We start from the raw sequence: 25,435 nt of genomic DNA, 5'->3' as shown, positions 1-25,435 counted from the left end.
GGACTAATGGAGAACACGATGAATCAAATTCGGTTGGATCAGCTCTCGCGGAACGCAGCGGATCCAGCCTACCGGGACGCGGTGGAACAGCTTGGAGCACGAGCAGAGGAGGCCAGTCTGATCCACTATCAGATAGGCGCTGGCGAACGAGGGCAATGGTCTCATTATTACTACTGCCCACTTGATGGAACGCAGCTTGGCTTTGATTGGTCTCTTCCGAACGCCCATAAGTGCCCTGCCTGCGGCACAGTATGGCAGGGTGAACCTTATGATGGCGCGTGGGTCACGCTGGCGAACACCAAGATCGGCAGGATGCTGCGGGATGTAGCGCTACACAGCCAGATTCATGGTGACGATGCCGCGTTCGGCCAGGTCAGGGAGGTTCTTCTGCGGTATGCCCGATACTATACGGGATACGAGATTCATGGGAACATCCCCTATAATGGCCCCGGCAAGCTGTTCTCGCAGACACTCGATGAGGCGCATTGGATCATTGATCTAAGCTACGCCTACGCGTTCATTCAAAACAAGCTGGAGCCTGAGGACCGTGAGGCCATCCGGCAGGGGCTGCTGCGGCCATGCGTCGAATTTCTCACTATGTACAGGGAGCGGCAAATTCACAATCATGCGGTTCTGATTACCTCGGCAATCGGCATTGTGGGATTTCTGCTGGGAGATGAGGCGCTTCTGCACAGCGTATTGCACAATCCTTTCGGCCTGTATGATCAGTTGGCTTACGGTGTGCTGGAGGACGGTCTGTGGTATGAGGGGAATTTTCACTATCATTATTACGCCTTCGACTCGCTGCTGAAATATGCCATTCTGGTCGAAGGCACTCAGTGGGAGCTGCGTACACACCCCGCAATAAAGCGTTTGTTCGATTTTCCGCTGGGGTATCTGCTTCCGGACGGCACACTGCCCAATATTAACGATGCCAGCTCTGGCAAAAGATTGGCTGATCTCGCTCCCTATTACGAGGTAGCCTATGCATGGTATGGATCTGAACGTTACGCTGAGCTGCTGCGGCTTGCCTATTGTTATGATGCGACAATTGGGCCGCAAAACCTTTCATTCGCCGCAGCCCGGCGCGATTCGTTCGAAGCGCTGGCGTTCGGCCAGCCGCTGATGGGGGCGACGCGCAGGGGCGATCTGGCACAGATGCTTGTATCCGACAGGTCGTCGGCGGCCAGCGGTTTGACGAAACTTGTAAACCGCAAAGGCTGGCATTTACTAGTCAAGCACAGCACATTCGGTGGTGAACATGACCATATGGACCGTCTCGGACTATCGTTCGGTGCCGGCCGGGTGCCGCTATTCGTCGATCCGGGGACGACAGCCTACGGGGTGCCTGCTCACTACGGCTGGTTCAAACATACTTACGCGCATAATACGGTGGCGCTGAACGGTCAGGATCAGCCTCCGGCTGACGGAGAATGGGTTCAATACCGCCGGGAATCCTGGGGGAGCCTCGTGGAGAGCCGGGTAAGTTGGATCGGCGAGCCTGTACATTACCAAATGAAGGGCTTCATCTCGCTTCCCGAAGAAATGTGCACGTGGGATGATGCGGCCTATCGCGGCACCTGCATCCGGCGGATCAATATCCTTACGGAAGAGACTCTGCTGGATATCGTGAAAGTCAGCGTTCCCGCAAGCCGGGACATTGACCTGCTGTACCATATCAGTGGGACTCTGGAGGCGTCTCGTGCACAGTGGCGAGCTTGGCCTGGCCGGCTCTGCGCATTGTCGCCCGAATGGACGCATGACGTGCAGCGCGGAGGCCGCTATTCGGAAACGTCGTATCGTTGGAAGGCTGGAGACGGAGTGCTGCTCCAGGCGAGCTGGTGCTCGGAGGCGGTGGAACCATTCCTGGCCCGGACGCTCGATATTCCAATGAGCGGCAGCCGCCGGACGCTCTGCCAGCGGGTGCAGAGCGGCGGTAGGCGGGAAATCGTATTTGTGAATGCTTTTAGCTATTATGCGGCTGACGAATCAGATCTATCTTTCAAGGACGAGGGCTTCGGGAGGATGGAGAGGTTGTCCTTGGAGGTGAACGACTGCAGCGCAGGAGAATTTCAGATTCGATTAGGTACGAAGGGGAAGGAACTGTTATGGCGGCTGCTGTGGTCCGACCAGGCGTCAGTTATTGAGCTTACGAATTAGGAGAATGGGACATAAGTTACTTGATCTCCGGCCTTCTGGGCGGAGTCATGAAAGGATGAATTCTACATGATCACTGAACCAAATCGGGAGCTGCCGGACAAACAGCGAATCAAGATCGCCATCGAAGACGCTGTCGCCAAAGTGAAAGCGAATTTGCAGCGGCATGGTGGAGATTTTCCCCATATCGGAATGGGAAGGAACAAGGAGTATGACTGGGGTTCGAGTGAGGACTGGATCGAAGGCTTCTACACCGGGCTTGTGTGGCTCTGTTATGAGTATGACGGCGATTCTTTCTTCAGGCAGCAAGCCGAGTTGCAGGTGAACGATTTTGCTGCACGTCTTGAGGCGAAGGTGATGCTGGATCATCATGACATTGGCTTCCTGTATGGCCCGTCCGCTTTTGCCGGCTGGGTGGTTACAGGGAATGAGGGTTTCAAGTTGCTGGCCCTGCGCGCGGCGGATCATCTGCTCGGCAGATGGCGGGAGGCGGCAGGCGTCATTCAGGCGTGGGGGCCAGAGGGTGATCCTGAGAATGGCGGACGGATCATCATCGATTGTCTGATGAACCTGCCCTTACTATATTGGGCGGGGGCCGTGACAGGGGATGACAAGTATGGGGCGATTGCAAAGGCGCATGCGGAAAAGGCCCGCCGTTTTCTCATCAGAGGGGATGATTCGTCGTACCATACGTTCTATTTCGACCCCCAGGACGGAGGGGCTATTCGTGGGGGAACCCACCAGGGTTTCCGGGACGGATCGACGTGGACGCGGGGCCAGGCATGGGGTATTTACGGCTTCGCTCTTTCCTACCGCTACACCGGCCAACAAGATTTTCTCGAAACGTCGAAGCGAATGGCCCGCTATTTTATCGAACGTATCCCCGAAGACGGAGTGGTCTATTGGGATTTCGATGTCCCCGTAGACCAGGATACCATCCGTGACAGTTCCGCCTCAGCCATCGCGGCATGCGGCATGCTGGAGCTGCTGTCCCATCTCGAGCCGGATGACGAGCTGCGGCAGCAGCTGCAAGCCGCTCTATCGCGGACCATGGAAGCTCTGACAGGAGCGTTCTCGACTATAGGACAGCCGGAGGCGGAAGGACTGATCGACCATGGCTCCTATTATGTGAGAGGCGAACTGGGGCTCGACGGATACATGGTCTGGGGCGACTATTATTATCTGGAAGCGCTGATGCGGATCTGGAATGGTGTGCCGGGCTACTGGTATGAACGTCCACATGTGGACAAGGCTCCGGTTCTGTAACCTGAGAGCGAGCTATGCCAGGGCCGTAGCCTTGGCAGACTAAACGTATTACGGTGATTGAGAATTCGAAAACTGGGAGGCTGATGTAAGGTGAGAAAAACGATTTCATATGTGAGCTTGTTTGTTCTTATTTTTTCGTTGTTCGGTACAATGGGAAGCGCTGTGCCCCGAGTGATGGCCGCTGATGAATTCGATACGCTCAGAGAAAAGTGGAAGACTGTTCTCACGGGCGGTTCGTCTGCAGACATCGAGGACCCCGACATTGCCAATCAGATTGCACTCACCGTTAGCGTGGTACAAAATGACGAAGGAACCGGCTTCTGGGATACGCTTCAAACGGGCTCGAACCAGACGAGCTGCGGCTGTCTATGGACGGATCTGACCAGCACAACGGTCTCCGCGGAAATCGTCTATCAATATAACCGGATCCGGTCGATGGCGCTGGCCTATGCGACAGTCGGCAGCAGTGATCCGAACTCACCGGCCTACAATCCGCTCTATGGGAACACCGCGCTGCGCGACGATATCGTCGGAGCCTTGGACTGGATGTACGCGAACCGTTACAACCCCGATAAAACCATCTACAATAACTGGTATCACTGGGAGCTATCCGGTCCAAGGGGGCTGCTGGATGCTGTCGTGCTGATGTATGACGACTTAACCGCAACTCAAATTACCAACTATATGAATGCAATCAACAAGTTCACCCCCGATCCGAACCGGGCTCCCCAGAACAGCGCTACCGCTACCGGGGCAAATCGTGTGGAGAAAAGCTGGGTGGTTACGCTTCGCGGCATCCTGATTAAAGACAGCGCGGCGGTCGCGCTTGGCAGAGACGGTCTCAGCGACGCTACAACGCTCTCAACCTCCACAAGTGGAGTGAATAACGTATTTTCCTATGTGAGTACAGGAGACGGTATGCATACAGACGGCTCGTTCATTCAGCATACCAAGCATCCTTACTTCGGCAATTATGGGACAACATACTTACAGTACATTGTCAATCTCGTCTACCTGCTGAATGGCTCCACTTGGGAAATAACAGACCCGGAAAGCAACAATCTGTATGATTGGGTATATGACACCTATGAACCGGCGATCTACAACGGCTCGCTGATGTCGATGCTTCGCGGGCGCACCATCGCTTACTCCACCGCGGATGATCACTACTATGGCTTTGCTGCAACGCAATCGATCCTTCTATTAAGCACCTTTGCGCCCGCATCCAATGCTAACGATTATCGAAGTATGGTTAAGGAATGGGTTACGAAGGATACGTACCGGAGCTTTATCGGCGGAGGCAATTCGATTTTCTACATCAACCTGGCCAAAGAGCTGATAAGTGATACATCTACTGCAGCCAGGGGAGAACTCATCGGGAATATTGCCTTCCCTGAGTCTGACCGGTTCGTACAGCTTCGTCCGGGCTTTGGCTTTGGACTGGCGATGTCCTCCAGCCGGATCGCCCGGTACGAGTCGATCAACGGGGATAATCTGCATGGCTGGCATATGGGCGACGGCATGACCTATCTCTACAATCAGGATCTCAGTCAGTACGACGATAACTACTGGCCTACGGTCAATCCGTACCGGCTGGCAGGCACGACCGTGGATACAGGAACGCTCTCCAATGCGGTCGGACAGAGCGCTACGACATCAATGAATTGGGTGGGCGGAGCGAGCGATGGAACGTATGGCACTGCGGGCATGCAGCTCGATCCATACGGTGGAACGCTGACCGGCAAGAAGTCCTGGTTCATGTTCGACGATGAGATTGTCGCCTTGGGAGCAGGAATCACGAGCACTTCGGGCCGTACGATTGAGACGATTGTCGATAACCGCAAGCTGAACGGGACAGGAAGCAATGCCTTCGAGGTCAATGGAACGGCGCAGTCCACCTCGCTTACACAAGGAACCCAGAGTTATACCGGGGTGAACTGGATGCACCTTGCAGGCAATACAGCCAGCGGATCGGACGTAGGGTATTATTTCCCCGAAGCGCCGACATTGCAGACCCTCCGTGAGAGCCGCACCGGCAAGTGGACGGATATCCACTCCAGCTCGCTGGTGACCGATACGAAGACTAACCGGTTCCAGACAATATGGTTCGATCACGGGACCGCATCCGGCGCAGCGGGCTATCAGTATGCGCTGCTTCCCAACTTCAGCGCAGCCCAGACGGCGGATTACGCAGCTAATCCGGGGTATACCGTGCTGGAGAATTCGACAGAGGCACAAGCAGTGAAAGAGAACCATCTGAATCTGACAGCGGTGAACTTCTGGAATTCGGCGAGCAAAACCGTCGGCGGCATTACCAGCAACAGCAAAGCCTCCGTTCTACTGAAGCTGTCTGAAACAGAAACGGAGGTGACGGTGTCCGATCCTACGCAGGCCAATACCGGCAGCATCCAGCTGGAGATCAACAGCAGTGCTTCGGGTGTACTCTCGGCCGATCCAGGAATTACCGTCACTCAATTGAGCCCAACGATTAAGCTCTCGGTTAACGTGAATGGCAAGAAGGGCAGTTCCCTGCGTGTGAAGTTTGACCTGACGCCCGCGGCGCCAGTGATTAGCACCCTGTCTGGCGGGAAGGGGCAGGCGACCCTGAGCTGGACACCTGTCAGCGGAGCGAGCGGATATCGCATTAAATACGGCACCGCTCCGGGAGTCTACTCCTCTACGCTGGATGTTGGAACAGCCACAACAGGCACCGTAACGGGTCTGTTGAACAGCACGAACTATTATTATGTCGTTGCCGCATATAATGCAGCGGGAGAGGGCGAGCCGTCGGCAGCTGTACATCTGTTAAGTGCTTTACCCGCTGCGGATGCGTACGTACGGGACGGCACGTATGCCTCTACCAATTACGGTACAGCGAATTCCCTGGTAATCAAGAACAGCTCCAGCGGATATACGCGCACATCGTATTTACGCTTCGATTTGTCCACTTTCAGCTCTCCAGTCTCGGAGGCCAAGATCAGGCTGGTGCCGACTTACGTTGGGGCGGCAAGCAACGTAAATGCTATAGCTGTAGCCACTGGAGATTGGACGGAGACGGGCATTGTCTGGAACAATAAGCCTGCTGCAGGCACCGTAATTGACGAATGGACCGGAATGGCTGTGGGGGTTCCAGTGGAAATTGACGTGACTGCGCAAGTAAATGCCGCTATCACGTCTGGCGGCTCGTTGTCGATCACGGTATACGCTCCTTCCAATACAGGAAGCAACGGGGACGTAATTTATGGCTCCAAGGAACAGACATTGGCTTCTGCCAGCCCTGTATTGGATATCAATCAATAAGTAGGGATACCGCAAGAGGCAAAGAACCGACCAAGCCTTAGATGAAGCCATTAAACGGAACGTGTGAATGGGAGGAGGTGTATACATGGCTAAGGATTATACCGTTTGGGAACAAGCCGAGCCTGGAGTGAAGCGTCGAATTTTCAAGCCGGGCCAATCGCTGATGATGATGGAAGTGCATTTTGAAAAAGGCTCGAAAGGTTACGAGCATTCCCATCCCCACGAGCAAATGACGTACTGTTTGAGAGGAAGCTTCGAGTTTCGGATTAACGGGGAAAACTATTTGCTTCGCCAAGGCGAAACTCTCGTCATACCGGGTGGAGCGGTCCACGGTACGATCGCCCTGGAAGTAGGGGCGTTGCTTGATACCTTTACGCCGCTTCGGGAGGATCTTTTGAGCACACGCTAATCCATGAGGCCCGGCTCTATAAAATCCCCGGAAGTATAGCACACCCCTTGAGAATAACATTGGGATAAGCCTTCGGGGTTTAACCGATGAAGTTACAAGGGGTGTTTTTTTAAAATATAAGGATTCATATGCTTTGCGCCATAAACCATCCTTCTGGGTTGCTCAGTTTGTCCAGCGGAGCACAGCAGTCTGTGGGTCTGTGTGTTTGGACACTGGGGCTGATGCCCAATCCTGCTTAGTTAGCCTTACCAGTAACAGTCGATTGGTTTGTATTAATTGATGCAAGCTATCCGGCTTGGCAAAATTGTTATGGCTGATCTTGATGGGCAGCAAACCCGGACAAATTGAAGCTTTTTCAAAGTAAACCGGTTCCGCATGAACATCCTCCTAGGCTCCATAACTAAAAAATCCGCTAGAACAAGGTTTCTAAGAGTCTGGCGGATTTTTGTATGTTCATATGATGATAGTATTGACTTCCACTTATTATGGCGCCATTTATCGCCCTTGTTGCATCCTTTTATTGTTCCAGGTAACCGGCTTGCTTGGTGGAGCTTATTTCGATGATTGGCACACATCTCTACAGGATTATTTACTCCAATACAACGCTTTGATGAAAGGCGGTCAATTTATTAACATGAGTATTATTGAATCGGTGTTAACAATTCATCTTCTGGTGTATGAGCAGTAACTAATACTTCGGTTCTATTATCTTCAACCTTTAATCCAAAAAGCATATCGCCATACTGTTGTGCCGTTTCCCAGTATATCTTTAACAATCTTAGGATTTATATTACTGCTAAGCATCAAAGTAGCAACTGTATGCCGTAAATCATGAAACCTATTTTGGGTACTTCGGCTTTCTTCATAAGGTCGTAAAATGATCGGAGTAAATTACGGGGATTGACTGGAGTGCCAATTTTGGTGCAGACAACTAAATCGTGATCTTGATATATGAACTTCCTGGGTATCCATAGAGACGATTTTAGGAAGTTGTAACTCTGGTAATCCGAGCAGTTCGTTGAAACCATTTATTTCAGTTTTGAGCCATTTAACCCTCTCCCTTGCCAGTCAGCGGTCATCTTTACTCCCACTTTGAATGGCACATCAGTTTTATACCCATTGTCCGTATATAAATTCTATTGCCAAATTTGCGGAGAATATACGCGAACAAGGGAAGGGCGATTTTTCGTTGGGGAAAATATTCATGCATCCCCCGTTTGATAAGCTGAATATGAAAGTAGTTATGGATAACCGGGCGGACGAATCGAAATGAATCATTTGCAAAAGCTCTGCACCACTCGAAATAATGACTTAGATCATAATAAAACAAAAGTAACCAGGAGCATCACAGACCTGAACGGTGCTGATGTTAATCGCTCAAATTATCTAGTTTTGGAAGTTCTTATTCTTCTCCAACCGTGCCTAAAGATAGGGATTTTGAGTAAAAAGTTGCATCTGAGCCCTCAAGCTTGGCGAAACATTATGTTTTTCTGCAAATAAGGGCTCCATTAAGGCAGCTATATAATCCAATTGTTTATTTTAAAAACTACCCGAAAGAAATGTACACCAAATAAAAAAAGTTCACGATAAAGCCTCGTGGACTTTTTTTATTTGGTGGATTACCTATGGGTGCTGCAGATGACAAAACGAGAAAAAACGAACGTTTATACATTCCGGATTGAGTTTATACACTATTTTATTTATAAATGTTAATTAACCTCACAAATAAATATTGAATTATTCGTCTATATGGGGTAAGTTAGTGAAAAGGAATAATCATGTTAGTTTATATGACATTAATTTTAGGACTTATTTATATACTAGAGTGTCTAATTTGCAAAATGTTAACTATTTAGAAGTGTGAATGTGATGAAGAAGAAGCTGGTTTTGATAGGTAACGGTATGGCGGGTGTGAATTGTATCGAGCAGATTTTGAAACTGGACCAGAACCGGTATGACATTACCATCTTCGGAAGTGAACCTCATCCGAACTATAATCGAATCTTGTTGTCGTCTGTTCTGGCAGGCGATGCGGATATGAATGATTTTGTTATCAATAGTTAGGATTGGTACAAAGAAAACAACATTGTCCTCCACGCAGGGCATACGGTAAAAGCTATAGACACCGCACGCAAAGTCGTCAGTAGCGAGAGCGGCATTCATGCATCTTACGATGAATTAATTATAGCAACTGGCTCGTTGCCCTTCATGCTTCCCCTCCCAGGTGCGAATAAGGAAGGCGTCATCGCATTCCGGGACATTAAAGATTGCGAAACGATGATGGAAACTGCCAAAATACACAAAAAAGCGGTTGTTATCGGCGGCGGATTGCTGGGGTTAGAGGCAGCACGGGGACTCCTGAATTTGAATATGGAAGTGTCCGTCGTTCATATCAACAAGCATCTGATGGACAGACAGCTGGACGATACGGCAGCAATCATGCTGCAAAGGGAGCTTCAGCAGCAGGGAATGAAATTTCTATTCGGTAAAAATACAGAAAAGGTAATAGGAAAAGCGCGGGTAACAGGTGTTCGATTTACGGACGGTTCCGAAGAGTCCGCCGATCTGGTTGTCATGGCAGTCGGCATTAAGCCTAATGTGGCAGTGGCTAAGAAAAGCGGAATTGAAATTAATCGAGGCATTATGATTAACGATTTTATGGAAACCAACATTCCAGGGGTTTACTCGGTTGGCGAATGCGCGGAGCACCGCGGAATTGCTTACGGGATTGTCGCACCTCTATACGAACAAGGCGCCGTTCTTGCCAAGAGATTAGTGGGATCGGAAACGGATGGCTATCACGGATTCGTCGTTTCTACGAAACTAAAGGTTTCGGGTGTAGATGTTTTCTCGGCGGGACAGTTCAGCGATGAGATCGATACCCGGGCCGTTCGTGTATAAGATGAATTCGGCGGCGTATATAAGAAAGTCGTCATTCGGCAAGGGAAGGTTTTTGGCGCCGTCTTGTTCGGTGATATAAGTGATGGCTCTCGGTTGTTCTCCATGATCCGAAACGGTGATGATGTTACTAGAAAAGAGATTGAAGTGCTGCTCGGCTCAGGCGGATCGGTCGCTTCCGGCGCTGATAGGGTTGCCGCGATGAGTGACGATGAGATTATTTGCGGATGCAACGGTGTTTCCAAAAGGACCATTGTGGATGCGATCAATGAAAAAGGGTGCACGAGCGTCAATGATATAAAAGCATGCACGAAAGCTTCCGCTTCCTGCGGCGGCTGTAAACCGCTTGTTGCGGATGTGCTAACCTATGTGCTTGGCGCGGATGGTGTGAAGACTGTCAAGGAAGGTATTTGCGGTTGTACGACGCTGAGCCGTGATGAAGTGGTTGATGGTATCGGATATTGAGAGTAAGCGTTCAAGGGTAATCTTCATCGAAGATGTGGAAATTGCATTGTTCAAGCTTTCGAACGGTGAAATAAAAGCGATTGAAAATAAATGTCCGCATAAAGGCGGCAAGCTTTCTGAAGGAATCGTATGCGATCATCACGTTTTTTGTCCGCTGCATGATTGGAAAATCGATTTGAAGGACGGACAGGTACAAGATCCGGACGAAGGCTGTGTGGTTTCCTTACGAGTTGAAGCAAACCCTGAAAGCGGAGATTTAATTCTATATATGGAAGATGAAGCTTATAAAGCATCCTAAGAGGGAAATTGGGGAGAAACGGACAAATGCTAATGAATCAAACAAAAGCACTTTTATATTCAACTGTCGCGATGACTGTATCATTCATGATCTGGTCCGTGTTTCCGCCCATTGCGGGACAGATCCAGGAGCTTTTTAACCTTAGTACACTTGAGAAGAGCATTCTGATTGCAACTCCTGTTCTGCTCGGATCGATTATGCGGATCCCAATGGGCATTCTAACCGACCGTTATGGCGGCAGGAAAGTGTTCACTTTGACCATGCTGTTCTTGATTCTGCCGATGGTTGCAGCAGGATTCGCTGATTCTTATGTTTGGATGTTGGTCTGCGCCTTATTTATCGGTATGGCAGGCACCACGTTTGCCATCTCTTTAACTTTTGTATCCAGATGGTACCCGCCACAAAGACAGGGATTTATATTGGGCATTGCCGGTCTTGGTAATTTAGGCGGCGCCGGAGCGAATTTTCTGATTCCTTCCATATCAACCACGTACGGCATTTCTTGGGTATTCTTTAGCTTTGCAATTGTGATAGCGGTTGTGGCAGTGGTGTTTTATAACTTTACTCAGGACCCTCCGAAGCCGGCTGAGCCGAAAACGATGAAACAATCACTGTCTGTGTTGAAGGAAAAGGCGACTTGGCACTTGTCCATTTTTTATTTTCTGACCTTTGGCGGTTTTGTTGCTTTCAGTGTTTATCTGCCGACTTTTCTTAAAGATCTGTTTCAGCTTAGCGTTTTCGATGCGGGGCTTAGAACGGCGGGTTTTGTTTTGGCCGCTACTTTAATTCGGCCGATGGGCGGATATTTAGCGGACCGGTACGGCAGTAAGAATGTATTAACGGTTGTCTTTCTCGGGGTACTAGCTGCTGCGCTTGTCTTGTCCATAACGCTTAATCATTTCATCTATTTCAGCTTTTTCTGTTTGTTCATATCCTTGCTGCTTGGTTTAGGTAACGGGGCCGTGTTCAAAATGGTGCCTGAAGTATCTTCTGGCAATACAGGAGCGGTTACAGGGATTGTTGGTGCTGCAGGAGGCATTGGCGGATTTTTTCCGCCAATTGTACTCGGTATCATCAAAGACACGACAGGCGAATACAATTTGGGATTTGTATTGATGGTGATATTTGCCTTGGCGTGTTTGATTCTCAATTACTCTGTCCTGAGGCCCAAGCAAAGAGTAATTCAGAAGAACATGAAGCATACAGCATAGACGCCTGGAGTCGGCAGTTCATGTGGGAATTACCGGAGTTTCCCTCGAGGCGGTGACAGCTGTTTACACTTGAATGGAGGTTTAAAGATGGCAAAAAGAAAGTTAGTTGTGATCGGAAACGGTATGGCGGGCGTACGCTGCGTCGAAGAAATACTAAATATCGATCGGGATGCTTTTGAAATTACTATATTCGGCAAAGAGCCCCATCCCAACTATAACCGCATATTGTTATCGAAGGTGCTTCAGGGTGATACGACCATTCAAGATATCACGATCAATGACTGGCAATGGTATGAAGACAATCAAATCCAACTGTTCACGAATGAAATGGTTACCAATGTAGATGTTGAAGGTAAGAGGGTTGTTACTGAATCTGGGAAGAGCGTCGTTTACGACGTGCTTATCTTCGCTACGGGTTCATTGCCGTTTATGCTGTCTTTGCCGGGTGCGAATAAACAGGGTGTTACAGCCTTTCGGGATATTCGCGATTGCGAAACGATGGTGGAAGCCTCCAAAAGCTATGAGAAGGCAGTCGTTATCGGCGGAGGATTACTTGGGCTCGAGGCGGCTCGGGGCTTGTTGAATCTCGGTATGAAGGTAGATGTCGTTCATATTTTTGACAGTATTATGGAAAGACAACTTGACCGAACGGCTGCCAAAATGCTTCAGACGGAGCTGGAAAAACAAGGAATGCGCTTTTTACTGGAGAAACAATCGGAAGAGATTCTCGGACGGAAACGCGTGGCAGAGCTGAAGTTCAAAGATGGCTCCAGAACGGATGCCGATCTGTTAGTCATGGCAGTAGGCGTCAGACCTAACGTACAGTTGGCTAAGGAGGGTGAGATCGAAACAAACCGCGCTATAGTCGTTAACGATTATATGCAGACGAGTGTACCCGATGTATACGCGGTAGGAGAATGCGCGGAACATCGCGGTGTTGTATATGGTTTGGTGGCACCGCTCTATGAGCAAGGGAAGGTACTCGCGAAAACGCTATGCGGTGTGGAAAATGAAGGCTATCATGGTTCGGTGCTGGCGACTCAGCTGAAAGTTTCGGGCGTGGACGTATTCTCTGCAGGTGAATTTACGGATAGCGATGACGTAAAGTCGTTGAAATGGATTGACGGTATCCGCAGTACGTACAAGAAAATTGTTATACGTGATAACAAAATTGTCGGTGCGGTTCTGTTTGGCGACATTAGCGAGGGTACGAAGCTTCTGGGTATGATCAAGCAGCAGACGGATATCTCCGTTTATGAGAAGGAAATGAATGGTGCCGGAGCACGCGGCCAGGAATCGGGGGACATAATCGCGAACATGCCCGATAAGGAATTGGTGTGCGCTTGCAACGGGGTTACCAAAGGGACAATCATGCAGGCCATTCAAGAACATGGCTTACAAACGGTCGATGAAGTAAAAAAATGCACGAAAGCATCGAGTTCTTGCGGCAGTTGCAAAACGATGGTCAGCAGCATCTTGGATTATGTTCACCTTCATGGTTTTGATCAGTCTGTGGAGAAAGAAACCGTCTGTGCCTGCACAACTTTTAGCCATGATGAGCTTATGTTGGAGATTCAGAACCGCCGTTTTGCCGATACGGCCGAAATCATGTCCGCATTGGATTGGCAAACGGAAACAGGTTGTGTAATATGCCGTCCTGCGCTGCATTATTATTTAGGCGTTCATAGCTCAACAGGGCTACATGTGAATGAGGAATTGCCGATAGGCATTCTGGCCGATGGCACCTATGCGGTTATGCCCAAAATGTATGGCGGTGTAACAACCCCGGAACAGCTGCGGCTAATTGCGGACATTGTTGAGAAACATGGGATTCCGCTCATGAAGCTGCTGGAAGGACCACAGCTTGGTCTTCTCGGTATTGCTGCTTCGGACGTAAAGGCCGTTATGTCTGATCTGAATATGCCGATCAGCGGACCGGTATACGGGAAGACAGTGAGTACGATTGGAACATGCAGCGGTATAAGATATTCCGTAGATGCGATGCAGGACTCCATCGGACTTGGTGTTACCTTGGAGAAGAAGCTGGAGCGGCTGCAAATGCCTCAAGAAATTAAGATTGGGGTATCCGCCAGCCCGCACAACCGTGCAGGATCACTTACGAAGGATATTGGAATCGTGGGTGTGCCGGGCGGATGGGAGATGTATGTAGGCGGCAACGGCGAACGGCATGTGAAACCAGGTCAACTATTATATACGGCCGAAACGAATGAGGAGCTTCTGACACTTGTGGCTGCCTTCCTGCAATATTACAGGGAGACAGGGCATTTTGCAGAGCGGGTGTCGCAATGGATAGAACGGATGGGTCTGCTGCAAATCAGGGAAGCATTATTTGATCCGTATCTCTTACAATTATTGGGAAGCCGCATGGAGAAGGCGCTTTTAGATTCGCCAGAGCAAGTAAATAAGCAGCCGACAGCTGCAGTGACAAGGTGATCAGATGAAACCATTTACGGTACTGACTAATAAAGTGGAATTCGAAGCTTCTGCGGGACAAGAGCATGTTATGGATACTCAGTGTCCCTTTTGTAGTGTGCAATGTAAAATGCAGGTTGTGGAGCATCTTGGTGAGGAGCGGAACACCTATACCGTTCTTCCAAAGTCCAACGCGGCTTCGGAAGGCCGGTTGTGTATCAAAGGGATGAACGCCTATCAGCATGCCCTCAGCAGCGATCGTCTCACCTATCCTATGGCCAAAGTGGATGGAGCATTTGTGCGAATCAGCTGGGAGGAAGCCTACCGGCTGATTCAATCCAATTTCACTCAAATCAGACAGCAGTTCGGAAACGACGCGATTGGCGTATATGGTGGGGGATCTCTGACCAATGAATCCGCGTATTTGCTTGGGAAATTTGCACGGGTCGCGCTGCAAACCAAATATATTGATTACAATGGTCGGTTTTGTATGTCCGCGGCTGCGTCGGCCGGCAATAAGGCATTCGGTATTGACCGCGGCTTGACCAACCAGCTGTCCGAAATTCCGATGGCAAAGTGTATCCTATTGGCGGGAACAAATATTGCGGAATGCCAGCCGACGCTCATGCCTTATTTTACAAGGGCGAAGGAGAACGGAGCTTTCATCATAGCTATTGATCCTAGAAATACGGGGACTACTGAGATGGCGGATTTGCATTTAAAGGTAAAGCCGGGGATGGACGCCGCTTTAGTCAACGGCATGTTGAAAGTGTTGGTGGATGAAGCTTATGTGGACGAAACGTTTGCGGGGGAACGTACCAACGGGTTTCATGAGCTTAAGGAGCATCTTGCGACGGTTGACTTGAACAATATCGCGGAAATTACAGGCGTTCCGTTAGCGCAAATTCGCCAAGCCGCAGAAGCATTCGGCAAAGCAGCAACCGGTATGGTATTTACAGCAAGGGGCGTGGAGCAGCAGACGGATGGGTATATGGCCGTGCGAAACTTCCTTAATATGGTGCTGATTACCGGAAAGATAGGGAAAGAAGGCTGCGGTTACGGCGCGATTACTGGCCAAGGTAACGGTCAAGGGGGCAGAGAGCACGGACAAAAAGCCGATCAGCTTCCGGGATACCGTTCGATTGAAAATCCGGTTGATCGTGCCTATATCGCAAAGGTATGGGGTGTGAAGCCTGACGAATTGCCCGGAAAAGGCGTCTCCGCCTATGAAATGATGGAGAAAGTCCATGAAGAGGAGATTCGTGCGCTGTTTGTTATGGGCTCTAATCCGCTCGTGTCCAATCCTAATGCCAACTTTGTGGAAGAGGGCCTGAGTAAGCTGCAGTTCCTTGTGGTAGCCGACATGTTCCTCTCTGAAACAGCACGGATGGCTGATTTAATTTTGCCTACTTCCTCTTATTTAGAGAATGAAGGCACATTAACCAATCTGGAAGGCCGTGTTTTGTTGAGAGAAGCGAGTCGGGCTGTTACAGGTGAAGTGAAGCATGATTGGGAAATATTGTGCGGTATTGCCGGTACTCTTGGAAGAGAGTCTTATTTCTCCTACACGGCTACGGAGCAAATTTTTGAGGAGCTTCGTATTGCTAGCCGCGGAGGGCTGGCTGATTATTATGGTATCACCTATGATCGGCTACGGCGGGATGAAGGGGTGTATTGGCCTTGTCCAAGCCTGGAACACCCTGGAGAAAAGCGATTATTCGAGAAGGAGTTTGCGCATCCGGGCGGTAAGGCAGAACTGATTGCGGTGGATAATCATTTCCCTGAAGAGCAGGTAAGCGGCGAGTTTCCGCTATACTTGACAACCGGTCGCGTACTCTCACATTATTTGACAGGTGTGCAAACCAGAAGAAGTCATACGCTGGCGGCACGCAGCTTTGAATCCTTTATGGAAATTCACCCGAAGACGGCACAAAAGTACCTGATCGAGGATGACTCATTAATACGGCTGGAATCGAAACGGGGAAGTATCGTAGTCCGCAGCAGGCTGACGAGGGAGATTCGCGAGGATACGGTGTTTGTTCCTATGCATTGGGGCGGTATTCAGAATGTGAACAAAATTACGAATCAAGCGCTGGATCCGACGTGTAGAATGCCTGGCTTTAAAGTATGTGCTGTTAACGCAAGGCCGCTTGTGGAATCCATGTAGACTTAGAAACCAACAGTGGATGTGAAAATATCCAAAGGGGCTGTCCCATAAGTAAATTTTCTACGAGCAGAGATAGACCCTCTTGATTTTCAAAACCGAAAAAGGTCAACAAAGCAGCGATTCTCCTGTTAATGGAGGATCGCTGTTCTGCGTTTTTGGTCATTTGCAGCTTGCTTCAGTAGATTGTGGGCAAGGGAAAGCCACCCGACCTCAAGCGTCACTTTTTCCATGCCGCGAAGCAGAAACCGCCGGAAGCCCCGGTTGTTCTTCAGTTGTCCAAACACACTTTCCGGTTCTGTCATTCGACGTACGGCCAAAACGTAGCCTTCCTCGCTTTGCAAGATTGCCCGAGCCAGTTTCTGGTACCGCAGTCGTTCCAGACTGACAACCACTTCCCGATTTCCTGCTGCCTTGGTACAGCGTTCCTTCAGCGGGCAACTGTCGCAACTTGAGCTGCGGTAATGACGTCTTCCAATTTCATATCCACTCTCCAAGAGTTCCTTGCTTTCTTTGCGGAAATGCAACGTTTGTCCGGCGGGGCACATCCACGTATCCATGGCTTCGTCATATGTCCAGTTCTCAATCTTTCCGATATTCTCTTTCCATGCTTTGCTCTTTTCTTTATGGTAGCTGCCGTATTTCACTACCGCCTGAATTTCTTCTTTTTCCAGATGCGGCTGTAAACAACGGGTATCTGTAGGTCTTGGGTGTAGACTGTAGGTCAAAATAAACTGGTTTCGGTTCCGATCTGTACATTGTAACCCGGTTTGAGTTGACCATTGCGCATGTGGTCTTCCTTCATCCGCATGAAGGTCGCATCCCGGTCGGTCTTGCTGAAGCTGTTCCGGTCGCCAAGCAGCATTTGGTACTGCTCGTACTTCAACTGCCTGGGCAGCAAATCCTTACGAAGCTTCCGAACGGCTTTTTTCAGAGGCTTGTCTTTGGGTTTCACCAATAGCTGAGCTTCAAGCTTCTGCACTGCTTGTTCGAGTTTCTGGCTGCTCCACTCGGAAGACTCCCCGAGTTCAAGGAGGTCTTTTCCGGGGTACTCGCGTTCTTCTTCATCCTCTGCCACCTCGATGTTAGCAAACAGGGCATGTACCTTCTCCTGCAATTTTAATTTGTGTTTGCTGACCGCTTTGCCCCACACAAAGGTGTAGCGATTGGCATTCGCCTCGATTTTGGTTCAGTCCACAAAGTAATGCTCCAGCGAAACGTATTTTTCGTCAGCCAAAAACTGAAGCACGGCGGTAAATACCGTTTCGAGGACGTCCTTCATTCGCTGAGAACGGAAGCGACTAAGAGTGCGGAAGTCGGGTCGCTGCCGTCCGGCCAGCCACATGAAGGGAATATTCTCCCGTACCGCTTTGGCGATTTGCCGAGACGAATAAATTCGCTGGGTGTACGCGTAGATAATGACTTTGGTGAGCATTTTGGGGTGGTAGCTGTCGCGGCACTTCCATTTTACCAAAGAAAGGTTTCTTTTTTTTTGATTTTAGAAGGTTTGTAGAAACTTTTTCTGCTCAAAGCAGCGGAGAGGACGGACTGATTGCGGAAAAGCGGTAGCGGTCGCCTTGCTCTCCGGATTTTTACCGCTAAGTGAAATAAATAAAATCTGGAGAGCACAGCGATTGGAGCAACGGTCCGTTCGTGGAGCGTCCACACCAAGTGCACAAGTCAATCCGACTCAAAAACAGCGGGGCCGTCCCAAGTAGCCTTTTCATGGCTTATGGGACAGCCCCTTTTTGTGCAAATTGATGTCCTTATTAGGAGTAACACTTTTTATTATTGAGTAATTTGTAGTTATGTATTCATACGGACTCTTTACAACTCTGAAATCGGATAGTATAGATTGCACTCGCAATAACGCTTATTACACTTGGCATAATTGATAAGCTCGAAACTGAATTTATTCTTCAATTCAAATTGAACGGTGGGCATCCACGTTTCGAAGATGTGCTTCCAGATGACGATTAAGGACTTGGAGGTGAGCTCTTCGGGACGATGGGGGCCCATATAAGTAAAAACACCATATTTGTGAGGCGTAATATGCTTTACATTCATATCCGGCGGTATGATGCTGCTCTGATTAATTTGTACAGATGGCTGATATAACGTATAACCCCGGAAGGGGTTCGGAACGGTGGTGTACCCGATATAAATGTCTTTATCTACCGGGTTGATAATTTTTGGACGAGAGTTATAGAAGAAATCTACGCCATACCGGTTAGCGGTCTGATTCACCAGGTTATCATTCACATCTACACGATACTCTAGACCGGCAATTGAAAATGAAGGCAATATACTGGTGGAACGGAAAAATACGAGACCCTCTCCAGACCGGTGCAAGAAATCTGCATTAAATCGGTCCAGGATTTGCAGAGGAGTGGGATTGCGCCGCCATCTGGTCGGACTGATGTTGAATTCTTCTTTAAAAACTCTGTTATAGGTCCGTTCGCAGCCGAAGGAGTATTTGGAAGAAATGAATTCAATACTGTTTCGTTCATGGATTAAATCTCCCAGAGACTGGGTAATGCGCCTTCTGCGGACATACTCCATTAGGCCTGTAGAAGTGGCCCCCTTCCAGATACGGAGTAAATGAAATTTGGAGATATTCACGTGGCCCGAAATACAGTCGAGATTCAAATCCTCTAACAAATGGCTTTCGATATATTCCGTTGTTTGGTTAATCGTTTCCAGGAGATGAAGATCCATATCCGCTCCTAACACAGCAATTTTTGTCCGGTTCTGCCAATTGCAGTATAGTATAATTTTCCCATAAGCGGCAATGACAAAATGATTAACTTTTATATTATGAAGGTAGGGTGAGAGCGACGGGTATGGATGATACAACGCAAGCAGAGTTGAAAGCACGCTATATTGCCGCACAGGACAGCTTTATCGATAAGGTCAGGAAAGATCCGAATGTCATTGCCATTATTATCAGCGGAAGTCTGGCTTATGATGTGATCTGGGAAAAAAGCGATATTGATATGACTATGATTATCCGCGACCAGCCCCTTGCGACTACGACATATTGTATCGTGGAAGACGGGATCCTTATCAATGTTTATCTAATGGTACGTAGCGTATTTAAGAGAGGACTGGAGAGGGCAATCGGCGGGTCTTTTGACCAATCCTACTTCTCAAAGGGCATCATGGTCTATTCCACAGATGACAGCTTAATCGAATATTTTGAGGATCTGAAGAAGGTGGGCCTCGATGATATTGCAGTAACGGCACTCCACATTGCCAATCAGCTTGTGTTTCTGCGCGAAAAATCTCAAAAATGGCTGACAGTAAGAAAGGACCTTCTATATGCGCAATATTTTCTATTAAAGGCTGCAGAAACGGTTGCCCACATGGAACTCTGCATACAGGGCGAAGCGATATCCAGAGAAGCCATCCAAAGAACGCTTATACTGAATCCAGATGCCATATTCCCCTTTTATCAGGATCCGATGTCCCATCATATGAGTGTGGAGGAAATTGAGAACGGGATTGAGAGGATTGGAAAGATTCTGCAGCTATATCTTCCTATCTATTCAAAGCCGGTCATTGAGTTTATGAGCGATCAGGAGATTAAGACCGTTACGCTAATCAATAAGCATTTTCACATGCACAGTGACGGCTTAATTGGTATTATGGACTATTTGGTGGAGAATGGTGTCATAGATAAAGTATCTCAGACGATTCGGATTACACCCAAAAGCAAGCCGGCAGTTGAAGAAATAGGTTATTTGTATATTCCATAAATGTGGAGTGCAGAAAGGAGCTTGATCATGTCTATAAGAACGACAATCGAGATATCTGGCGCTAAGCAAAATAATCTGAAGAACATTTCCGTTGAAATCCCGCGGGACAAGTTAACGGTCATCACGGGGGTGTCCGGTTCCGGAAAGTCATCACTGGCATTTGATGTTATCTATGGGGAGGGGCAAAGACGATTTCTAGATTCAATTTCTACCTTTGCGAAGAGCCGTATCAGCCAACTCAAAAAAGCGAAGGTCGACTATGTGCGTGGGCTGTCCCCTGTGATTGCTATCGAGCAGAAAAAAGGTAATAATAATCCGCGTTCAACTGTAGGCACGGTTACGGACATTAACGATTATTTACGTCTGCTGTATTCCACAGCCGGTGTAGGCAAATGTTCAGAATGCAGCCATTCCCTTAAACAGCTATCCGCTGCCCAGATCGCCGAACGTATATCATCGTTGCCGTTCGGGACGGTTGTAGAACTCCGGGCTCCTGTCTATAAAATATACGGGGAGGATTACAACTTTACTTTTCAGCAGCTGCGGGAGAAGGGTTATAAGAACCTGCTCGTAGACGGTGAACCTTTTTCTCTGGCCGAAAAAAGAGAGCTGGACGAAACTCAGCAGTACCACATTGAGATGATCATCGACCGCTTCACACTTAAGAACAATACCTATATTCAGCTTACCAAATCCATAGAAGCAGCAATGCTGGCTCTGGAAGAGGATATTATGATTAAGGTTGAGGTTGCCGGAGGCACGGATGTTTCTTTCTATCAAGATTTTGGATGCCCGGAGCATCATTTCTTCTTGTGTGACATGCAGCCCTTCCATTTCTCATTCAACTCACCAGCAAGTGCCTGCCATACCTGCTTGGGTGTTGGGATGTCTTATGTGGTGGAGCCCAGCTTCCTAGTGGTTGCACCAGAGAAAAGCATTAATAAAGGAGCGCTCAAAAGCACCGTCTTCAATCCTTCGGGTAAGGATAGCTACCGTTCCGTGTTAATGTACAGCTTGTCCCAAAAGTATAATTTCAGCTTGGAAACCCCCTTTAGTGATCTTCCCAATTCTATTCATGACATTCTTTTTTACGGAACAAAAGGCGAGGTTCTTCCCATGCTTCAACCTCCCAATTCAACCAAGAAGAACTGGATGATCGGGCGGGATCGGCCGTTCTGGGGTTTCGTTCATGAAATGGAAAGCTGGTACAAACATTACATACGGAAGTCCTCCACTACAGAAGCTTTCGAACCAACTTTTATCAAGGACTGCATGATCGAGAAAATCTGTCCTGAATGTAATGGAGCAAGACTCAAGAAGCAAAGGCTCCAGGTTACATTGGGAGGGGAGAATATAGACCAGCTATGCAGAAAACAGCTGCCTGAGCTGCTTGATTCGCTTGCATCCTTGTCTTTCAAAGAAGAAATTCAGGATGTAGCTTTCTCCATCATTCAAGAGATTCAGACGAGAATTTCCCTTTTAATTGATATCGGACTTCATTATATTAGTCTATGTCGTAGGAGTGATAGTATATCGGGCGGCGAGATGCAGCGAATCAAAATGTCCACCCAGATCAGCAGTGAGTTGATGGGGATGTTGTACGTCATGGATGAACCGAGTATAGGACTTCATCCCCGGGATTCAAGCAGGGTTATTGATACGATGAAGAAGCTCCGTGATATCGGCAATACCGTGATCGTCGTTGAGCATGATATGGATACGATCCGGTGCGCTGATCATATTATTGAAATCGGTCCGGGTCCGGGTATTCACGGGGGCAATATTGTTGCATGTGGTAGTTTAGAAGATATTATGAATGAGTCCGAATCCGTTACGGGTCAATATTTATCCGGGAAAGCTCAAATTCCTGTTCCTAAGAAGCGGAGGAATTTGGGGGATGACTTTTTAAGCGTTCAGGGAGCTAGGGAGAACAACCTAAAGAACGTGGATCTGGATATTCCATTAGGAGTGTTTCTCTGTATTACCGGGGTATCCGGTTCAGGAAAAAGCTCATTGATTAACGAAATCCTCTTTAAACAGTTGAAAATTAACATGACTTCCGCCCGGATTGTTGCCGGGGAACATGATTTTCTCTTTGGTGCAGGTCTGCTGAACAATGTCATTAATATCGATCAGGCACCGATCGGAAGGAATAGTAAATCTAATCCGGCAACCTACATTGGGCTCTATGATAAAATCCGCAACCTGTTTGCCATGCAGCCGGAGGCGATCGACCGGGGTTACCAAGCCATTGATTTCAGCTTAACCCACGCGGGAGGTACACGCTGTGAACAATGTGCAGGAGATGGGGTCATCGTGACCAACCTGCAGTTTATGGCGGATATCGAATCCCTATGTCCCGTGTGTAAAGGGATGCGGTTCTCAGAAGAAGGCCTTGAAATTAAAGTTCAGGGGAGAAGCATCGCTGAGGTGCTGGAAATGACGGTGGAAGAAGCCGGTGATTTCTTCAGTCACCACAAGTACCTTAAGCATAAACTTGAGATTATGGATGAACTGGGACTCGGCTATATGCGGTTAGGTCAAAGCTCGACCACGCTGTCTGGTGGAGAGGCGCAAAGAGTGAAGCTTGCCTATGAGCTGTCCAAGATAAAGAAGGGAGCTCACAACCTGTATATCCTTGATGAGCCAACTACGGGACTGCATCTATCTGATATCCAAAAGCTACTGCTTTCACTTAACAAGCTGGTGGATAAAGGGCATACTGTCATCGTCGTCGAGCATCACCTGGATATCATGAAGTCCGCCGATTATATTATCGACATGGGACCGGAAGGCGGCCATCAGGGCGGGTACGTCGTTGCCGAAGGAACACCGGAGCAGATTGCCAAAGTGGAAGCATCCCATACCGGTAGGTTTCTGCGTACGGTTCTATAAACGATGAACTCTGGAATTCGAACAGATAGTCCTGAGAGTCCATCTTAAAAAAACGGCAGAAATGCCGTTTTTTTGGTGCAGACCTTAACTGTGGAAGAAACATAAGTTTAAGCAAATTAACGGTATTCCATTGAATTCCCCCTCATTCCTGCTTATAATATAAACGATAAAATACAGAAAAAAAGGTGTCTATAAATGAGCATATTAAATGTTGAAGCATTAAGTCATGGCTTTGGAGATCGTGCGATCTTCAAGGATGTTTCATTCCGCTTGCTCAAGGGCGAGCATATCGGATTGATCGGCGCGAACGGCGAAGGTAAATCCACGTTTATGAACATTGTTACAGGCAAACTGCAGCCCGACGAAGGTAGAGTAGAATGGTCCAAGCGGGTACGTGTCGGTTACCTTGATCAGCATGCAGTACTGACCCAGGGGTTAACGATTCAGGATGTATTACGGGGTGCATTCCAATACTTGTTCGATCTTGAACAAGAAATGAACGATATGTACGGCCGGATGGGTGATGTTTCCCCGGAAGAGCTGGAGAAAATGCTTGAAGAAGTGGGTACGATCCAGGACACCCTGACGAATCAGGATTTCTATATGATCGATGCGAAGGTACAAGAGACTGCGCGCGGATTGGGAATTACGGACATAGGATTGGACCGCGATGTATCCGAGCTTAGCGGGGGCCAGCGCACGAAGATTTTGCTGGCTAAACTGCTGCTGGAGAAACCAGACATCCTGCTCCTCGATGAGCCTACGAACTATTTGGACGAGCAGCATATTGAATGGCTGAAGCGTTATCTTCAGGAGTATGAGAATGCGTTTATCCTTATCTCACATGACATTCCGTTCCTGAACAACGTAATCAACCTGATTTACCATATGGAAAACCTGAAGCTGTCCCGTTATGTGGGCGATTATAGCCAATTCCAGCAGGTCTATGAAATGCGCAAGCAGCAGCTTGAATCAGCCTTTAATCGTCAGCAGCAGGAAATTGCCGAGTTGAAGGACTTTGTTGCCCGTAATAAGGCCAGTGTGGCTACCCGCAATATGGCGATGTCCAGACAGAAGAAGCTCGACAAGATGGAAATCATCGAAATGTCAAAAGAGAAACCTAAGCCACAGTTTAATTTCAAAGATGGCAAAACGGCAGGCAAAGTTATTTTTGAAGCCAAGGGACTCGTTATCGGATATGAAGAACCTCTGTCCCGGCCTCTGGATTTACTGATGGAACGTGGTCAAAGAGTAGCACTTGTCGGTGCGAACGGTATCGGGAAGACGACCTTACTGCGTAGTATTCTGGGCGAAATACCGGCATTGTCCGGGTCGGTAGAGCTTGGATACAACCAAGAGATCGGTTATTTCGAACAGGAATCGAAGGAAGGAAAGAACAACACCTGTATAGAAGAAATATGGGATACGTTCCCTTCCATGTCTCAATTCGAAGTACGTGCGGCACTGGCGAAATGCGGACTCACCACAAAGCACATAGAGAGTAAAATTTCGGTTCTTAGCGGTGGAGAGAAAGCCAAGGTACGCCTGTGCAAGCTCATTAACCGGGAGACAAATATTCTTGTGTTGGATGAGCCTACGAACCATTTGGATGTCGATGCGAAGGAAGAGCTCAAGCGGGCTTTGAAAGCATACAAAGGAAGCATACTGCTTATTTCCCACGAACCTGAGTTTTATCGTGATATCGCCACAGATATTTGGAATTGCGAATCATGGACGACGAAAATATTCTAATAAACGTTATACTAGAGTAAAGAAACAGGAAAGGACCGTTCGGATATTTTACCGGATGGTCCTTTTCTAATGTTCATTTAAACATGGATTGCTTAGCCAATGAATTGAATTGAAACGAACTAATCGAACTGAATGTCCGGCTGAACCGCTGCGGACTGTAAAGCTCTTATTTTTGCTAATGGACTCATTAGAGAAACCATACGGACCTGAGAGCTCTTATTGCATCTCAAACGTCTATATTTGGAGTGGTTTTAGTGAATAGCTGCATCTGAGTCCGTATGGATAATGAAACCTAAAGTTTTGCTGAAATAAGGCTTCTAGTGTCCGTATAAACTGAAACTGACTAAATATCAGCTGTGGAACTCAGCTGTGGAACTCAGCTGTGGAACATGACAGTTTCTAAGTTTGTTTGTATCGGTAAAGCACCAG

General features: G+C 48.3%; 13 protein-coding genes and 2 pseudogenes. 13 read left to right on the top strand and 2 right to left on the bottom strand.

Annotated elements, in window-relative coordinates; translation table 11 throughout:
* The first annotated feature begins 18 nt into the window (after positions 1-18).
* The 10 genes and pseudogenes from J2T20_RS00380 to nasC all read left to right on the top strand — a co-directional run bounded on the left by J2T20_RS00380 (position 19) and on the right by nasC (position 16,604).
* A complete protein-coding gene (locus J2T20_RS00380) occupies positions 19-2,160 on the top strand; it encodes a heparinase II/III domain-containing protein (protein ID WP_307584500.1) in 2,142 nt (713 codons plus the stop codon).
* Positions 2,161-2,226: 66 nt separating this feature from the next.
* Positions 2,227-3,423 carry a glycoside hydrolase family 88 protein gene (locus J2T20_RS00375; protein WP_307584498.1) on the top strand — a complete coding sequence of 399 codons (1,197 nt, stop codon included), beginning with the start codon at positions 2,227-2,229 and terminating at the stop codon, positions 3,421-3,423.
* A gap of 90 nt (positions 3,424-3,513) precedes the next feature.
* The gene (locus tag J2T20_RS00370; RefSeq protein ID WP_307584496.1) at positions 3,514-6,723 is read left to right on the top strand and encodes a polysaccharide lyase family 8 super-sandwich domain-containing protein; all 3,210 of its coding nucleotides are present in this window, start codon (positions 3,514-3,516) and stop codon (positions 6,721-6,723) included.
* Positions 6,724-6,808: 85 nt separating this feature from the next.
* Positions 6,809-7,132: a cupin domain-containing protein gene (locus tag J2T20_RS00365; RefSeq protein ID WP_307584494.1), complete on the top strand. Its 324-nt coding sequence runs from the start codon at positions 6,809-6,811 to the stop codon at positions 7,130-7,132.
* A gap of 457 nt (positions 7,133-7,589) precedes the next feature.
* Entirely contained in the window at positions 7,590-7,820 is a 231-nt protein-coding gene (locus tag J2T20_RS00360) for a hypothetical protein (protein WP_307584492.1), read from the top strand.
* 1,181 nt (positions 7,821-9,001) lie between these two features.
* Positions 9,002-10,486 (top strand): annotated as a pseudogene (gene nirB, locus J2T20_RS00355) (nitrite reductase large subunit NirB); the annotation flags it as partial.
* Entirely contained in the window at positions 10,467-10,793 is a 327-nt protein-coding gene (nirD, locus tag J2T20_RS00350; RefSeq protein ID WP_307584490.1) for a nitrite reductase small subunit NirD, read from the top strand. The pseudogene nirB (J2T20_RS00355) and the gene nirD, both read left to right, overlap by 20 nt.
* A 32-nt stretch (positions 10,794-10,825) precedes the next feature.
* Entirely contained in the window at positions 10,826-12,004 is a 1,179-nt protein-coding gene (locus J2T20_RS00345; RefSeq protein WP_307585078.1) for an MFS transporter, read from the top strand.
* An 87-nt stretch (positions 12,005-12,091) separates the two neighbouring features.
* A complete protein-coding gene (gene nirB / locus J2T20_RS00340) occupies positions 12,092-14,458 on the top strand; it encodes a nitrite reductase large subunit NirB (protein WP_307584489.1) in 2,367 nt (788 codons plus the stop codon).
* Positions 14,459-14,462: 4 nt separating this feature from the next.
* Entirely contained in the window at positions 14,463-16,604 is a 2,142-nt protein-coding gene (gene nasC, locus J2T20_RS00335; RefSeq protein WP_373457735.1) for an assimilatory nitrate reductase catalytic subunit NasC, read from the top strand.
* 128 nt (positions 16,605-16,732) lie between these two features.
* Here the strand turns inward: nasC and J2T20_RS25900 are convergent.
* Positions 16,733-18,057, bottom strand: a pseudogene (locus tag J2T20_RS25900) (transposase); the annotation flags it as partial.
* Positions 18,058-18,428: 371 nt separating this feature from the next.
* The gene (locus tag J2T20_RS00315; protein ID WP_307584482.1) at positions 18,429-19,319 is read right to left on the bottom strand and encodes an effector binding domain-containing protein; all 891 of its coding nucleotides are present in this window, start codon (positions 19,317-19,319) and stop codon (positions 18,429-18,431) included.
* 125 nt (positions 19,320-19,444) lie between these two features.
* On the opposite strand from J2T20_RS00315, the gene J2T20_RS00310 reads away from it, so the two are divergent.
* The 3 genes from J2T20_RS00310 (at position 19,445) to J2T20_RS00300 (ending at position 25,006) form a co-directional block, all read left to right on the top strand.
* A complete protein-coding gene (locus J2T20_RS00310; protein ID WP_307584480.1) occupies positions 19,445-20,359 on the top strand; it encodes a nucleotidyltransferase in 915 nt (304 codons plus the stop codon).
* 27 nt (positions 20,360-20,386) lie between these two features.
* Entirely contained in the window at positions 20,387-23,254 is a 2,868-nt protein-coding gene (uvrA, locus tag J2T20_RS00305) for an excinuclease ABC subunit UvrA (protein ID WP_307584479.1), read from the top strand.
* Between the two features lie 195 nt (positions 23,255-23,449).
* Positions 23,450-25,006 carry an ABC-F family ATP-binding cassette domain-containing protein gene (locus J2T20_RS00300; protein ID WP_307584476.1) on the top strand — a complete coding sequence of 519 codons (1,557 nt, stop codon included), beginning with the start codon at positions 23,450-23,452 and terminating at the stop codon, positions 25,004-25,006.
* The last annotated feature ends 429 nt before the right edge of the window (positions 25,007-25,435 follow it).

Origin of the sequence: Paenibacillus wynnii (assembly GCF_030812855.1) — a bacterium.
GTDB lineage: Bacteria > Bacillota > Bacilli > Paenibacillales > Paenibacillaceae > Paenibacillus_AQ > Paenibacillus_AQ wynnii_A.
This window is presented reverse-complemented; position numbering and strand designations above follow the sequence as displayed.